Annotated in this window: 13 protein-coding genes; 7 read left to right on the top strand and 6 right to left on the bottom strand. The window is 70.3% G+C overall.

Features of this window, described 5'->3' with window-relative positions; all coding sequences use genetic code 11:
• Positions 1-54: 54 nt before the first annotated feature.
• From ACQBAU_RS11690 to ACQBAU_RS11675, 4 genes are all read left to right on the top strand, one after another.
• Positions 55-804, top strand: a complete 750-nt coding sequence (locus ACQBAU_RS11690) for a ComF family protein (RefSeq protein WP_465256478.1) — start codon at positions 55-57, stop codon at positions 802-804.
• Between the two features lie 65 nt (positions 805-869).
• Positions 870-1,766 carry a fumarylacetoacetate hydrolase family protein gene (locus ACQBAU_RS11685; RefSeq protein WP_465256479.1) on the top strand — a complete coding sequence of 299 codons (897 nt, stop codon included), beginning with the start codon at positions 870-872 and terminating at the stop codon, positions 1,764-1,766.
• Between the two features lie 138 nt (positions 1,767-1,904).
• The gene (gene hpf / locus ACQBAU_RS11680) at positions 1,905-2,549 is read left to right on the top strand and encodes a ribosome hibernation-promoting factor, HPF/YfiA family (RefSeq protein ID WP_465256487.1); all 645 of its coding nucleotides are present in this window, start codon (positions 1,905-1,907) and stop codon (positions 2,547-2,549) included.
• Positions 2,542-3,789 carry a winged helix-turn-helix domain-containing protein gene (locus ACQBAU_RS11675; protein ID WP_434551083.1) on the top strand — a complete coding sequence of 416 codons (1,248 nt, stop codon included), beginning with the start codon at positions 2,542-2,544 and terminating at the stop codon, positions 3,787-3,789. The genes hpf and ACQBAU_RS11675 overlap by 8 nt, the downstream gene beginning before the upstream one ends.
• A gap of 336 nt (positions 3,790-4,125) precedes the next feature.
• Here the strand turns inward: ACQBAU_RS11675 and ACQBAU_RS11670 are convergent, their stop codons facing one another.
• Positions 4,126-5,064: a sulfite exporter TauE/SafE family protein gene (locus ACQBAU_RS11670; protein ID WP_465256480.1), complete on the bottom strand. Its 939-nt coding sequence runs from the start codon at positions 5,062-5,064 to the stop codon at positions 4,126-4,128.
• Between the two features lie 136 nt (positions 5,065-5,200).
• On the opposite strand from ACQBAU_RS11670, the gene ACQBAU_RS11665 reads away from it, so the two are divergent.
• The 3 genes from ACQBAU_RS11665 (at position 5,201) to ACQBAU_RS11655 (ending at position 10,136) form a co-directional block, all read left to right on the top strand.
• On the top strand, positions 5,201-5,665 hold the full coding sequence (locus ACQBAU_RS11665) for an RrF2 family transcriptional regulator (protein ID WP_434551081.1): 465 nt from the start codon (positions 5,201-5,203) through the stop codon (positions 5,663-5,665).
• A gap of 303 nt (positions 5,666-5,968) precedes the next feature.
• A complete protein-coding gene (locus tag ACQBAU_RS11660; protein WP_465259358.1) occupies positions 5,969-8,527 on the top strand; it encodes an NHL repeat-containing protein in 2,559 nt (852 codons plus the stop codon).
• Positions 8,528-8,609: 82 nt separating this feature from the next.
• The gene (locus ACQBAU_RS11655) at positions 8,610-10,136 is read left to right on the top strand and encodes a hypothetical protein (RefSeq protein ID WP_434551079.1); all 1,527 of its coding nucleotides are present in this window, start codon (positions 8,610-8,612) and stop codon (positions 10,134-10,136) included.
• 47 nt (positions 10,137-10,183) lie between these two features.
• Here ACQBAU_RS11655 and ACQBAU_RS11650 read toward each other — a convergent pair whose 3' ends face one another.
• Genes ACQBAU_RS11650 through ACQBAU_RS11630 form a run of 5 tightly spaced genes read right to left on the bottom strand, consistent with a single transcriptional unit; the run spans position 10,184 to position 15,606 of the window.
• A complete protein-coding gene (locus ACQBAU_RS11650) occupies positions 10,184-11,497 on the bottom strand; it encodes an aspartate aminotransferase family protein (protein WP_465256492.1) in 1,314 nt (437 codons plus the stop codon).
• The gene (locus ACQBAU_RS11645) at positions 11,481-12,887 is read right to left on the bottom strand and encodes a hypothetical protein (protein ID WP_465256493.1); all 1,407 of its coding nucleotides are present in this window, start codon (positions 12,885-12,887) and stop codon (positions 11,481-11,483) included. Before ACQBAU_RS11645 ends, ACQBAU_RS11650 begins: the two co-directional genes overlap by 17 nt.
• Positions 12,887-13,732, bottom strand: a complete 846-nt coding sequence (locus ACQBAU_RS11640) for an amidohydrolase family protein (protein WP_434551076.1) — start codon at positions 13,730-13,732, stop codon at positions 12,887-12,889. The genes ACQBAU_RS11645 and ACQBAU_RS11640 overlap by 1 nt, the downstream gene beginning before the upstream one ends.
• Positions 13,729-14,499, bottom strand: coding sequence for an amidohydrolase family protein (locus ACQBAU_RS11635; RefSeq protein ID WP_465256494.1), 771 nt, complete (start codon positions 14,497-14,499; stop codon positions 13,729-13,731). The genes ACQBAU_RS11640 and ACQBAU_RS11635 overlap by 4 nt, the downstream gene beginning before the upstream one ends.
• Positions 14,500-14,541: 42 nt before the next feature.
• Positions 14,542-15,606, bottom strand: coding sequence for a Gfo/Idh/MocA family protein (locus ACQBAU_RS11630; protein WP_465256495.1), 1,065 nt, complete (start codon positions 15,604-15,606; stop codon positions 14,542-14,544).

The raw sequence follows: 15,606 nt of genomic DNA, 5'->3' as shown, positions 1-15,606 counted from the left end.
AGGGACGTCCGGTCGGGGATGGGATCCGGCGTGCCACTGGGGCAGGGTGGTCGGGTGGCCCCTCGTCCCCGCTCCGCCGGCGACGGGATCCGGGCCGCAGCACTCGACCTGTTGCTCGGTGGCCGCTGTGCCGGCTGCGGCCGCCCGGGGCCGATCCTGTGCGCCGACTGCACCGAGTTGATCATGGACCAACCGGTCCGACGCCATCGGCCCGACCCCGTGCCGCCCGGCTTCCCGGCCACCTGGGTCGCGGCGAGCTACGAGCAGGTCCTGCCTGCGGTGCTGTCGGCGTACAAGGAGCACGGGGTGTGGGGGCTCGGTACGGTGCTGGCCCGGCGGCTGTGGTTGTCGGTGGCCGCGACGACGCTGGCCGGTTGGCCCGACGGCGGCCGGGTGGTGCTGGTGCCGATGCCGTCGCGGGCTGCTGCCGTACGGGCCCGTGGGCTCGACACCACCACTGCCTTGGCCCGTCGGGTCAGTCGGCTCGCTGCCCGGCAGGGGTGGCAGCTGCCGACCACGCCGGTGCTGCGGTTCACCCGGGCGGTGTCGGACCAGGCCGGTCTCGGGGTGGGTGGCAGGGCGAGGAACCTGGCCGGAGCCCTCGTCTCCCGAACCGCTGCCCGCGGCGGCCCGATGCCGTACGCCATCGTGTGTGACGACCTGGTCACCACCGGTGCCAGCCTGGCCGAGGCGGCCCGGGCACTGCGAGCGGGTGGGTTCGAGGTGCTGGGCGGTGCCACCCTGGCCGCCACCCCACGCCGACGACCGGACACGCCCGCCGCGGACCATGATCGGAACCGGTGAGACGGAGCGGGGTGTGCGGGGTCGACTCAGTACGATGCGGACCACGTGTGGTTGCCAACGGGAGGATGTTGATCATCGTGGAGTTCCAGCGTCGAGGAGAGCCGGGTCAGGAGCAGCCGGTCGTCCTGGTCGACGAGGTGGCGTACGACCTGCGCGACCTGACCGCGGACATCGACGGCGACTTCCTCGCCGGCGACGGGATCGCCCGCGTCCGGCAGGCACTGCAGGCGGGCTCGTTGCCACAGGTCGACGTGACCGGACTCCGGTACGGTCCGCCGGTCGCACGCCCGACCGCGGTGGTCTGCATCGGGATGAACTACGCGGCACACGCCGCCGAGTCGGGCTCGGCCCCGCCCGAGGTGCCGATCGTGTTCTTCAAGCACCCCAACACCGTCGTCGGTGCGTACGACGACGTCGCCGTACCGCCGCGGAGCGAGGCCACCGACTGGGAGGTGGAGTTGGCGGTCGTGATCGGACGGCGGGCCCGTTACCTGCCGAACAAGGCTGCCGCGCGTGATCACATCGCCGGCTACGCGGTCTCCAACGACGTCTCCGAGCGTGACTACCAGATCGCGCTGTCGGGGACCCAGTGGTCGAAGGGGAAGTGTTGCGAGACCTTCAATCCGCTCGGCCCCTCGTTGGTGCCGGCCGACGAGGTCGACGCCGGCGCGCTGCGCCTGGCGTCCTGGGTGAACGACGAACCGCGGCAGGACTCCAGCACCGCCGACCTGATCTTCGACGTGGAGCAGATCGTCTACGAGCTCAGCCAGTTCATGGTGCTGGAACCGGGCGACGTGATCAACACCGGCACCCCGCAGGGTGTCGCGCTGTCGAAGAAGTACCCGTACCTGCAGCCGGGCGACGAGATGCGGTTGCTGATCGAGGGGCTGGGGGAGCAGCGGCAGCGACTGGTGGCCGCCGAGGTGCCCCACGGAGCAGGTGCCACCGCGATCACCCGGTGAACTCACTTTGAACCGCCGGTGAACGCGTGGCCACTGGTGTGCCGGCCGATGACGGACTAGCGTGTGGATGAACCACCCGTCAGCGGGGTGGTGCCGCTGGCACCGGACCCGCTGACGCGACCGACCAGGAGGTTCAGCATGGACGTCGTCGTCAAGGGTCATCACGTCACCGTGACCGAGGCATTCCGCACCTACGTCGAGGAGCGGATCTCGCGGCTGGAGAAGCTCGACCATCGCGTGATACGGGTCGAGGTCAAGGTGACCGCGGAGCAGAACCGGCGCAAGGGTGAACCGGCCGGACGGGTCGAGATCACGGTCCACTCCCGCGGTCCGGTGATGCGGGCCGAGGCTGCTGCCGAAGAGAAGCAGGCCGCCTTCGACATGGCCCTGGACCGCCTGATGGCGCAACTCCGCAAGGCCGCCGATCGCCGTCGCGTGCACCGAGGACGCCACACCCCGCGCTCGGTCAGCGAGGCGACCGCCGGCATCGACCCGACACTGGAGCCGGTGCACCTGCAGCCGGTCGACGAGGACCCCGACCACCGGACGGTGGCCGGGATGGACGTCGAGGGCGACGGACCGCTGGTGGTCCGTGAGAAGGTGCACAAGGCCCAGCCGATGACGCTCGACCAGGCGCTGTACGAGATGGAGCTCGTCGGTCACGACTTCTACCTGTTCGTCGACGCCGAGTCGGGCCGACCGAGCGTGGTCTACCGCCGCAAGGGGTACGACTACGGCGTCATCCAGGTCGACACGGATGAGGACGAGGCGGCCGTTGGCTGAGCAGTCCACCACCCGACCCGTCCGGTTGGGTCGACCGCAGGCACGCCGGATCGCCCTTGCTGCACAGGGATTCGGCGTGCCGCGGCCGGACCGGGCGATCGGGATGCGTGACGTACAACGGGTGATCGATCAGGTTGCCCAGTTCCAGATCGACACGATCAACGTCGTCACCCGGGCCCATCACATGCCGCTGTACTCGCGGCTCGGGCCGTACGACCTCGGGCTGTTGGAACGTGCGTCGCACAACGCTCCCCGTCGACTCTTCGAGTACTGGGGGCACGCGGCGAGCATGATCGACTCCCGACTGCAGCCGCAGTTGCGGTGGCGGATGGCGCAGGCCGAACGGGAGGCGTGGGGCGGCATCGTCCGGCTGCGACAGGAGCAGCCGGAGTTGATCAACGACGTGTTGGCCGAGGTCACCGAGCGGGGACCGATCACGGCCCGGCAGATCGACCACGACGAGGAACGCCGGCGCGACCACTGGGGCTGGAACTGGTCGTCGGTGAAGACGGCGTGTGAATGGTTGCTGTGGGCAGGGCAACTCAGCTCGGCCGGCCGCAACAAGCAGTTCGAGCGACGGTACGCCCCATGGTCGAAGGTGTTGCCCGCGACGATCCTGGCCGAGCCGACCCCGACCGAGGAGGAGGCGGTGGTGGCGTTGGTGCGCCGGGCCGCGCGCGCCCTCGGCGTGGCGAGTGAGCTGTGCCTGCGCGACTACTTCCGGACCCGGGGGACGGCCACCCGACCGGCGATCGATGCGCTGGTCGAGTCCGGCGAGTTGCTGCCGGCGACGGTCGAGGGCTGGGACCGTCCGGCCTACCTGTGGCACAAGGCACGCAAGCCGCGGTCGATCAGCACCCGCGCGCTGGTCAGTCCGTTCGACTCGATGGTCTTCGAACGGGAGCGGTTGCTCGCGCTGTTCGGTGTCGACTACAAGATCGAGATCTACGTTCCCGAGGCGAAGCGACAGTACGGCTACTACAGCTACCTGCTGTTGTGGGACAGCCAGTTCGTCGCCCGGGTCGACCTCAAGGCCGATCGTAAGGCAGGCGTGCTGCGGGTCCGGTCCGCGTGGCGTGAACCTGCCGCCGACCCCGGCACGGCCGACCCCGACATCGCCGAGCAACTCGTCGCCGAGCTGTGGCAGCTGGCCGGCTGGCTGGGACTGGACGACCTGGCCGTCGAGGACCGTGGCACCCTGGCCGCAGCCACCCGGGATCAGCTCGAGGCCGCTGTCTGAGCTCGCGCGGCCGTCGAGACGTCCCATCAGCGCGGGTCACTCGTACGGAGCGGCGCCACAGCGACACACGTGGAGCATGCATCCAGCTGTGTCACTGTGGCGCCCGATCTTACGACGAGGTCCACCGAATCGAGCCCGATTCGCCAGCCTGCGGGCCGGACACTCGATCCGCCGTTCACCGAGCGGGCAGTTGGAGACGAGACGAGTGACCGATCGCCTCTCCGGGCGCCCTTTCGGTTTGGGGGTGCCTCTCCGGGTGCCCGCTCGGTGTGGGGGGTGCCTCTCCGGGTGCCCGCTCGGTGGTGGGGTGCCTCGCCGAGTGCCCACTCGGTGCAGTCAGACACCCGCCCGGTCGGACTCGACGTCGGCCGGATCGCTCGCTGCCACGGCCCCGGTGCGCGCGACGGCGACCTCGGCCCGGTGCTGCTTGACGGACCAGCCGATCGCGCCGGCCCAGACCGCAACGAGCGCGACGTAGATCGGGATGGCCGCGACCGCGGCGAACGCCTCCACCGCCTCCAGCCCCAGCAGGGTACGCACGTTGGTGATCACGATCAGGCCGCCGGCGGCCGCCCCGAGCACCCGGGCGGGCAGCAACCGGACCAGGAAGGCCGCGATCGGCGCGGCGATGACGCCACCGACCAGCAGCGCGACCACCCAGCCGACGTTGATCCCCTGCGAGCCCAGCGCGAACAGGAAGCCGAGGCTGGCGGCGAGCGCCACCAGGAATTCGCTGGTGTCGATCGAACCGATCGTGCGGCGGGGCTCGATCCGTCCGCTGGCCAACAGGGTCGGCGTACCGACGGGGCCCCAGCCGCCGCCACCGGTGGCGTCGAGGAAGCCGGCGACCACGCCCAGCGGTGCCAGGAAGCGCCACCGCAGGGGTTTGCCGAGGGTGTCGGTCCGCAAGCCCTTCACGGTGAAGCGGAGCAGGACGTACGAGCCGAGTGCCAGCAGCACCACCGCCATCAGTGGCTTGGCGATCGAGGTGTCGAGGTTGGCCAGGAAGGTGGCACCGGCGAAGGCGCCGACCGCGCCGGGGATCCCGATCCGCAGCACCACCGCCCAGTCGACGTTGCCGAAGCGCCAGTGGGAGACGCCGGAGACCAGCGTGGTGCCGATCTCGGCCAGGTGGACCGTGGCCGACGCGGCGGCCGGGTTGGTGCCGATCGCGAGCAGCAGGGTGGTGGTGGTGACGCCGTACGCCATGCCCAGGGAGCCGTCGACGAGTTGGGCCGCAAGACCGACCAGGGCGATCAGGATGAGGGTGCGCACGGGGACTCCTGGAAATTTAAACCGTCAATACCTATCGAAACAGTGGGGAATCTAGCACGAGGTCGGTACCGGCCTGCCTCCCCGTCCCACTCCGTGGCCCCGCCGGGGTCCGTGGGCGGGATGGGATGATGGCCGTGTGGACATCTCGGCGCGGACGGAGTACGCAGTTCGGGCGACCCTGATCCTGGCGCGTGCCCAGGCTGCCGGGGCGGATCCGGTGCCCGCCGACGAGTTGGCGGCCGAGCAGGATCTGCCGCGGAAGTTCCTCGAGGCGATCCTGGCCGACCTGCGCCGGGGTGGCGTGGTGGTCAGCCAGCGTGGGGCGTCCGGGGGCTACCGGCTGGCGCGACCGTCGGCCGAGTTGTCGATCGGGGCGATCTTCCGGGCGGTCGACGGGCCGCTGGCCGAGGTACGTGGGCTGCGACCGAGTGAGACCACCTACACCGGTGTGGCCCAGCACCTGCCGACGCTGTGGGTGGCGGTCCGGGCCAGCCTGCGGGAGGTGTTGGACGGGGTCAGTGTGGCCGACGTGCTCTCCGGTGATTTCCCGGCCTCGGTGGACCAGTTGCTCGCGGTCCCGGACGCCTGGCACAACCGCTAGGACCGAAACTCGGACCCGTCAGGGGTTTCGGCGCGACCGTTGTCGGCCGTCGAGGCGGTTGCGGCGCAGGTTTGGCAATTTATGGCGGCACACTATTGCGACTTCCTGTCCGGTTGTGTTTGAGTGACGGCACCATCGGTACGCAAGGAGGCTGCAATGGGCACGCGGACACAGGCAACGGGACGAGGGTCAACCGGGCAAGGGTCAACCGGGCAAGGGTCAACCGGGCAAGGGGCGCCACCAACGGTGGCGGCACGGGCAGCGACACGGGGGCGTCAGTTGTGGCGCGTCCTGGTGGCAGCCGTGGCACTGACCCTGCTGATGCCGATCGGTGGCGCACAGGCCGCACCGGAGGTCCCGAACCCACGGGTCAACGACGGTGACCTGTTGATCACGAACCACAGCTTCGAGGACGGCACCACCGGATGGACGACGTCCAACGGGCGGGGTGAGACCGGACCACCGCGGTGTGCCTCCGTACCGACCACCACTGCCGACGGGGCCAGCGACGGGGAGCAGGCACTCAGCCTGCCCGGCACACCGCCCTGCCTGATGCTCGGCGTGGTCAGCACGCCGGTGGCCGCGGTCGCCGGCGAGTCCTACACCGCCTTCGCCCACACCGGCGGCACCGGCCACGCGACGATCGGGCTGCGCTTCCTCGACGACGCGGGGACCGTGCTCGCCAGCAGCCAGGGCGAGCGGACCGCTGCCGGGGACGTCGTCGAGTTCACCGCCGAGGCGCCGGCCGGCGCGACCCGGGTCGCGGTCGAGCTGGGCGGCCAGCGACAGGTCACCTTCGACCAGGTGTTGATCACCGGCGAGTACACGATGCTGAAGCCGCAGGTCACCAAGCGCGGCAGCTTCCTGGGGATGGCCGCCGGCGTCGACGAGAACGGCCGGCACGTCACCTTCGCGGTGGCCACCGGGTCGGCGTTCAACCCGGCCGTACTGGTGGTCACCGACATCCTGACCGGTGAGGTCACCAACACCGTCGAGGTGCCCGGTGCCACCGGTTCGTGGACGATCGAGCAGGACCCTGAGAGCGGCATGGTCTACATCGGCACCTACCAGTCGCCGGCACTGTACGGCTGGCAGCCGGGCGACCCGGTCGCCGAACGCATCGGCACCCCGCCGATCGAGCACTTCGGCTTCACCTACGGCCTCAACATGGGCAAGGACGGCACGTTGTACGGCGGCGCCTGGGGCGAGCCGACGGCCGGGTACGCAGGTGCCCAGTTGTGGCAGTACCACCCCGACACCGGCTTTGCGAAGTTCGGTCCGACCCCGTTGACCCCCGAGGCCAACTACACCCGTGCCGTCGGCTACGAGGACGCCACCGAGACCGTCTGGGCCGGCACCGGCACCGGGGTCGCGAAGTTGTACGGCTGCGACACCGGCGGCACCCCGGGATCCGAACAGTGCAAGGACTTCACCTCCCTGCTCGGCCCCGTCGCCGACGCCACCTGGGTGTACGGCATCACCGCCGGCAGCGGCTACGTCCAGGTCTGGGGCGGCGACTCGTCCAGCACGGGCAACGACTACCTGATCGTGCTGAAGGTCACCCGCGACGCGAACGGTGAACTGCAGGCGGAGTCGATCAAGGAGATCAAGGGCGTCATCTACAACGGCTCCTCGCCGGTGGTGGACGACAAGATCTACTACACGATGGCCAACACCCAGGCCCAAGGGATCCCGCTGCACTCGTTCGACGTCGTCACCGGTGAGATCGAGGTGATCACCGAGGCGCCGACCCAGATCTTCTCGCGCCAGTGGGAGATCGTCGACCTCGAGGACCCGGAGTGGCCCGGCCCGAGCGTGGTCGGCTGGAACTCCGGTGCCAACCTGGTGAAGTACAACATCGAGACCGGCAACTTCGAGCACACACTGGTCGAGGACATCCCGATGTTGCCCACCGGACTCAACTCGATCACCGGCGGACCCGACGGCAACGTGTGGAGCGCCGGCTACCTGACCGGGGGGCTCGGCAAGCACCCGGCGATGCGCGACGACCAGCAGGTCGCCAAGTCGATCGGCGGACAGGCCGAGGTCATGACCAACTACCGCGGTCGGGTGCGGCAGGGGAACTACCCCTACGGTGACGTCCGGTCGTTCAGCCCGGCTGACTTCGAGGCGGGTACGCAACCGCGGGTCGACTGCGTGATCGGCGCCGAGCAGAACCGGCCGTACGCGCTGGTCGGCCATGGCGACCGGCTCTACTACGGCAGCCAGGCCGAGTACGGCCACGACATGGGTGCCTTCGGCTGGATGGACCTCACCACCGGTGAGTGCCACACCCTGGAGGGCGTGATCGGGCACCAGTCGGTGAACGCGATCGCCGCGAGTGGCAGCAAGGTGTTCGGTGGCGGCAACATCTTCTTCTCCTACGACGGGGTGCCCATCGACAGCCAGGCGAAGTTGATCATCCACGACGAGTCCGACGACTCGACCCGGACCATCGAGTGGCCGGTCCCGAACACCCGGTCGATCAACGCCGCGGTGACCGCTCCGGACGGCACGGTGTGGTTCTACGCCGAGGGCTGGCTGGTGGCGATGGATCCCGAGACCGAGGAGGTCATCCACACCGAGGAAGTCTTCGCGGACTGGAAGCCCGGCGACCGGATCGCCGGCAACTACGCCCGGATGCTGGTGCTCGACGGCCGGATCTACGGCATCGCAGGTGGACGGGTCTTCACCGTCGACCCGGCACGGACGCTCGCCGAGGGATCGGCGACGAGCAGCCTGCAGATCCTGTTCCAAGGGGCCGACAAGGACATCACCACCGACGGCTACGGGAACCTGTACGTGATCGACCAGCAGACCAGGTTGCTGCGGATCAACCCACGTGGCGTGGTCGCCGCCTGAGCGGGATCCCATTACCACGCACGTCACGAGCCAGGTACGTCATTCCCACATCGCGTGGGGCACACCAATGGAGGTAATCACGATGAACCAGTTCATGATCAACCGACGCCGGCTGCTCGCCGGGACGGCCGGGGTGGCCGCACTCGCGGTCGCCGGGCTGCCCGCCGTACGGGCCTCGGCTTCCCACTACGACCGGTACGACACCGTCGCCGCGTACGAGAAGGCGTGGGCCGGCACGGACACCTCGGTGCCGAACAACGAGGCCGGGGGGTTGGCCTGGGGGATCTCGTACCTGCTGTTGTCGTTGGTGCGGATGTACCAGGCCACCGGCGACACGACCTACCTCGACCGGTTCGTGGAGCGCGCCGACCAGGTCTGGGCCCAGACCGACGTCCGCCGCGAGGTGACCGACCACGCGGGCCGGTCGGGTTGGGTCTGGCGGACCGGCGGCAACTACACCTCGGCCGCGGCGACGGTGACCGACGCGGCCGGCGCACCACTGTTCGAGATCCGGTACGCCTGGACGTACCCGACCGATGGCAAGGTGACGGTCAGCAACGTCACCGCCACCGGCTTCGACCTGGTGCTGACCCACCCCCGGGTGGCGACGAAGACGCTGACCGGGGTGAACTTCGACCCCGACAGCCCTGACTTCGTGGTGCGCCGGGTGAACGAGGACGTCTACTCGCCGAACGTCCGATGGACCGCCAAGGACGTGTCGTCCGGGGCCGGGGGGACGCCGGTGGCCGGTACCACCGGACTGGCACAGCAGTACTACGCGTTCGCGGTGCACACCGGGATGGTCACGTACCCGATGGCGTTGTTCTCCCGACTGATGCTGCAGCAGGGGTCGGTGCGCTACCGCGGTGCTGCCCAGCGCTACCTGGCGTGGACCCACAAGGCGGTCGCCTTCCACGACCGCGAGTGGAAGTTCCGGGAGCTCGCCGACGGCAGCACCGGTGGCGACTACGTGTGGCCGACCGGTGCAGCCGTACCGTTCGACGGGCTGATCCAGCCGTTCAACCAGACCCAGGGGCTGGGGCAGACGATGGCTGAGCTGCACCGGATCTCGCCGCAACCGGCGTACGCGGCGAAGGTCGAGGCGATGGTCCGGGCCTTCCGCTCCGACGTCGAGGTCGTCGGTGAGGCGTGGCAGTGGCACTACTGGCCCACCTACAGCGAGCTCTACAACAGCTACGACGCCGAGTCGGGCCTGTCGGAGTACACCCCGTGGTACGGGCGGGCGACCCAGTACGAGGACATCAGCCACGCCGCGATCACGGTCGAGTTCCTCAACGCCGCCCACGGCGCCGGCCTCGGTGCCACCGACGACGACCTCGCCCACCTCGGCGCCACCTACACCGACAACGTGGCGGTCGACCCGACCCACGTCGCCACCCGGGTCAGCGGGGGAGACGTGGCCAGCGATTCGGTGGCCGCCCAGGCCGGGCGGTGGCTCACCCTGCAGCCGGTCGAGCCGACGATGGCCGACCACATCCACGCGGTGTACGCGGCGATGGACCTCGAGCCCTTGGGCGGTTCCCGGATGTTGGGGGTCTCCTACCTGGTCTGGGCACGCAACGCCGGCTGGGAGTCCGACGCCGGCTGAGACGCCGGCATGCCGGATGGCGCCTGATCAGAGGAGGCCAGGACGGCTCAGAGTGATGCCAGCACGGCGTCGACCACCTCAGCGGTCTCGTTGACGTGGTCGGCGCCGTGCGCCGTGGAAAGGAACCACAACCCGCGGGGCACGATGTTGACCCCGTGCCGCAACAGTTCTGCGTGGAACCTGGCAGCCAGCGCGTGGTCGCAGGCCGCGTACTCCCGATAGGTCCGGATCACCGGCTGGTCGGTGAAGTAGGTCTGGAACAGCGGTCCGGGACCGGCGACCAGCAGGGGGACGCCGTGCCGCTCGGCCGAGGCGGCGATCGCGGTCATCAGGGACTGCCCGGTCGTGGTGAGCCCGGGGTAGATCGCGTCGGCGTGCTCGTGCAGGTGCCCCAGCACCGCCTTCGCCGCAGCCATCGCGACCGGGTGGGAGTTGAACGTGCCGGCGTGGCCGACCCTGCCGGACGCGATCGTGCCCATCACCGCCGCCGACCCGGCGAGCGCGGCGACCTGCATGCCACCGGCCATCGCCTTGCCGAGGGTGGTCAGGTCGGGGGTGACGCCGAAGCGCTGCTGGGCCCCACCCTCGCCGACCCGGAATCCGGTGATGATCTCGTCGAAGATCAACACCGAACCGTTCCGGGTGCAGATGTCGCGCAGGAACTCCAGGAACCCCGGCTCCGGTTCGATCGCGCCGGTGTTGCAGAGCAGCGGCTCACAGATCACCGCGGCGATCCGGTCACCCTCGGCGGCGAAGGCTGCCTCGACCGCAGCCGGGTCGTTCCACCCCAGCACCCGCAGCGAGTCCCCACTGCCCGGGGTCAGGCCGAGCGTGCCCGCCACGGTGGTGGGCCGGTCCGCCGCGCCGGCGGCGTCGAGCGGCGGATGGACACTGTGCAGTACCGGGTCGAGCCAGCCGTGGTAGTGCCCCTCGAACTTGATCACCAGGTCTCGACCGGTGTGGCCACGGGCGAGACGCAGTGCACCGTGCACGGCTTCGGAACCGACACTGTTGAACCGGACCAGGTCGGCCGAGGGGACCATGTCGCACAACAGCTCGGCGACCAGCGCCTCGTCCCGGTGTTGTGCCGCGTAGGCCACCCCCCGACGCACCTGTGCCGACACCGCCTCGGCCACGATCTCGCTGGCGTGGCCGAGGATGTCGGGACCCTGGCCCAGGACGTAGTCGACGTACCGCTTGCCGTTCAGGTCGATCAGCTCCGCCCCGTGGGCCCGATCGACGAACAGCGGTGTGCCGGCCATCCGGCGGGCGTCGCTGGACACCCCGCCGGCGACCGTACGGCGCGCTCGTTCGTACCACTGCTCCATGGTGGTGGCGGTCTGGTCAGCCTGCTCGGTCATTGCTCTCCTCGCCCCGGACGGGTGCTTCGGTGGTGGTCAGCTTCTCGGCCAGCAGCCGGAACTGTTGGCGGGGGCGTCCGCCGGACGGGGACCGCAGCGGCGTCGTCGGCCAGGCCAGGCCGGCCTCGACGAGGGTCTTGGCGATCCGTCGGGCCGACCGGGGGGTGACGTCGAGGATGCCGGCCACGTCGTCGACCCCGACGATCAGGTCGGCGGTGCGCTGGAGGCGCGCCGACCCGGTGGACCGTCCGCCGCGGCGAGCAGCGACGAGGGTGCGCAGCACCTCCACGGCTCGGTCGTCGGCGGTGATCGGGGTTGCCTCCGGGCCCGCGGGCGGCAGCAGTCGGTGTCCGCCGGGCCCGTCGACCAGCGCGGCGTGGCCGTGGGCCGCCGGGGTGGCGGCGATGTCGACCCCGGTCAGTGCCTGTCGTTCGGCTTCCTGGGCGGTGGTGCCCAGCCCGACGCCGATCCGCAGGTCGATGCCCAGTTCGGCCCGGCAGCGGGCCAGGAACGGTGCCGTCGTCAGGCCGCCGGTGATCTCCTCCAGTCCGCCGCGGGTGGTGGTGATCATGAAGCGGGAATCGCTGCGGGGGCGGAGGATCGCGCCGATCCGACGGACCTCGTCCAACAGGAAGCGGTGCACCGACAGGGCCAGTTCCTGGAACCAGTAGTTGCTCGGCCCCTCGGGGGTGCCGTCGCCGGTGGGTGGCAACTGGACCGCGACCATGGCGATCTGGTTGTCGTGCAACCGGCTCCCACGGGCGAGCAGCAACGCGGTCGAGAGGGTCCGGCGCACCGTCTGGCGGGTCGGCCGCATCCGCGCCACGGGGACGTCATCGGCCTCCAGCTCGCGCAACACCTCGAAGAAGGTGGTCAGGGCCAGCATCGTGCGACCGCCGGTGTGGTGGCTGCGATGGAAGTCGTGGTAGTCGGCCGGCCGGGCGCCGAAGTCGTACGGCATCACCTCGACCTGTCGATCGGAGAGCCCCAACTCCTCGTACGCCTCGGCGACGTCGGCCCTGGTCATCGAGTCGATGCTGACCCGTTCGATGTCGACGCCGGCACGTTGGGCCCGCAGCAACCCCACGTACAACGACTCCGCGGTCAACGGCACCGCGATGGAGGGGACCGGCGGGCCGAGGGTGCGGAACTGGTCGTGGTGCCACGGCCCGGGCAGCACCGCCACGTGGACGCGATCGGCCAGCCGTTCGAACTGTTCGGCCGACTCCGCTGGGTCACCCATGATGCCGGCGATGAACCGCACACCGCTGTCGGCGAGTGGCTGGCCGACCTGCATCAGCTGCCGGACCGCCACCTTCGGCCCGAACACCCCGATCGTCACCTCGTGAACCGCGCCGGCCAGGTGGTCGTGCGGGGCCTCGGCCGACATCACGCCCTCGGCCCGGTCGCGTCACCGGACCCGAACACGCGGCGGGCGTTCCCGCCGAGCACGGCGACCAGGTCGTCGTCGTCGAGATCGGCGAGCACCACCCTGCCCAAGGAGATGCGCAGGTCGATGAAGGGGAAGTCCGAACCGAACAGCACCCGGTCGGCGCCGAGCTCGGTGACCATGGTGCGCAGCACGGCAGAGGTCATCTTCGAGCCGCAGATCTCCAGCAACAGGTTCGGATGCTGCCTGGCGACCGCGATCGCCTGGTCGACGCCGGTGGGGGAGCCGCCACCGTGGCCGAGGATGATCGTGGCCTGCGGGTGGGCCTGCGCAGCGGCCGCCACGCGCTCCGGGGAGTGGTAGTCCGAACCCTCCCAGCAGTGGGTCAGCAGGGGCCGACCGGTGGCGGCGGCCACCTCGAACGCGGCGGCGTAGCGGGGGCCGTCGACCGGGTACTGCGCCAGCTGCGGGTGCACCTTGAGCCCGACGTACGGACCCTCGGCGATGGCCGAGGCCGTCCGTTCGGGCGACTGCCACGGGTTGACCACCCCGACCGGCAGCAGCCGTCCGGGGTGGGCGGCCGCCGCTGCGAGCACCATCGCGTTGCCCCGGGTCGCCTCGAGCTGGATGCCCCGGTTGGCCGAGATCGTGGCGGCGGCGATCCCCACCCGGTCCATCACCGCGACCATCGTGTCGTGGTCGGGGTGCGGGATGTGGAACAGCGAGTACGGCCCCAGGTGGGCATGGGCGTCCACGACGTCCGGCAGGGGCAACGGCCGACCGGCGTTCATCGCCGCCAGGACCCGGTCGGCGAGGCGGCCCGTGCCGCCGTCGGCGGGGTTCATCGGGTCGTCACCGCCTCGGGGGTCGACAGCAGCCGGCGGGCGTTGCCGTGGGCGATGGCCACCAGATCGGTTCGGTCGAGGCCGGACCAGCGCAACCGGGCGACCGCGGCCCCCAGCTCCTGCCATGGTGTTCCGCTGCCGAACAGCACCCTGCCGCTGCCGAACTCCGACACCAACCATTCCAGGCCCTGGTGGGCGGAGAAGTTGCTCAGCACGACGTGCACCGAGCTGTGGCGATCGAGCACGCCGGCCAGCTCGCGCAGCGTTCGGTAGCCGATCTCACCGACCAGCAGCGGGATGCCGGGCCAGGTCGAGGCGAACCGTTCCAGGCTCGACCAACTGGCCTGGAGTGCCGAGATGCGCAGCGGGCGCCGGATCCGGTTCATCGCCCGGTAGATCGGGTCCAGCGCCGGGTCGTGCAATGCCCAGCCGTGCCAGGCCGGGGCGGCGGTGGCGAGCACCGCGGACCGCCAGGCAGGGCTGTCGAGGACCGATGGCTCCCCGCGCAGCGGTGGAGTGATCAACACCGCGGGCCGCGCGCCGGGCACCTGTGCGGCCAGCTCGAGGGTCTCGGCGTTCCCGGTGGCGGGGTCGTGCAGCCAGGCCGACACCGCGGCCAGCACCGAGCCACTGATGTGGAGTCGGCGCTGTACGGCCGCCAGGTCGGCAGGATCGGCGATCTGGGTCGGAGCGTCGGGCAGCACCCCAAGCTGGCAGTCGACGTCGATCAGCTCGATGACGTCGGTCTCAGGCTCGTTCGCGGTCATGGCGGCCCACCTTCTGAGATCGTGCGCACGTTCCTGATCATGTCAGGCCCCACCGACCTCGACCGGCTGCCGACTGCTGATCGACTCGTGTGCGGCGGCGAGGACCGCGGTCACGTCACGGGAGCTCTCGATGCTGATCAGCGGCTCGGTGCCGGTCAGGCAGCAGTCGACGAAGTGGCGGATGGCGTCGCGGTAGGCGCCGCCGGGAACCCCGTGAACCCTGCGCTGCAACGAGTTCCGGGGGAAGCTGAACCCGGAGTCGGTGGCGAGTTGGACGTTCTCGGACTGCCGGTCGAGCTGGATCACCCCTTCCTCGCCGACCACCGACACATAGGAGTCGACCAGGGTGGGGAAGGTGTTGGGGTAGATCCACGCCGACTCGAAGGTGGCGGTCGCACCGCGGGCGTACTCGGCCTGGATCTGGATCGCGTCAGGGGTGTCGATCCCCTTGTCACGCAGGAATCCGTGGCGGGCGGTGGCGTACACCGAGACGATCCGATCGTCGAGCAGCCAGCTGACCAGGTCGATGTCGTGGCTGGACAGGAACCACGCGCAGGTGGTGCGGTCGGCCCAGCGCAGCATCTCCATCGGGACGAATCGGGTGTCGTCCTTGCGGGCATAGGCGACCGCGACCTCACCGACCTGGCCCATCAGCTCCTTGGCCTGCGCGTACGCCGGGACCCACCGGTGGTTGAACAGGCACATCGCGGTGACCCCGGCCGACCGGATCGCCGCCACCGCCGCGTCGGCATCGGCCAACGAGGTGGTGAACGGTTTCTCCACCAGGACGTGCTTGCCGGCCTCGGCCGCGGCGACCATCATCGGGCCGTGCAGGTGGTCGGGCGTGGTGAGGGCGACCGCATCGACCTCGTCATCGGCCAGCAGGGCGTCCAGGTCGGCGTGCACCCGTGGCCGAGTGACCCTGGACCTGTCCGCGACGAGGTCGGCCAGCGCTTCGGCGTTCGCCGGGTCGCCACTGGTCACCGCCGCGATCCGCACGTCGCGTTCACCGGCCAACGCCTCGGCGTTGCCGCGTCCCATGATCCCGGCCCCGACCACGCCGATGCGAAGCGGCTCGGTGGGCCGGGGCCGACCCGTCCGCCCCAC

Source organism: Carbonicoccus niuqiaonis, assembly GCF_050157065.1.
Taxonomy (GTDB): Bacteria; Actinomycetota; Actinomycetes; order Propionibacteriales; family Propionibacteriaceae; genus Avipropionibacterium.
The sequence above is the reverse complement of the archived record's forward strand: the minus strand, read 5'-3'. Positions and strand labels throughout refer to the sequence as shown.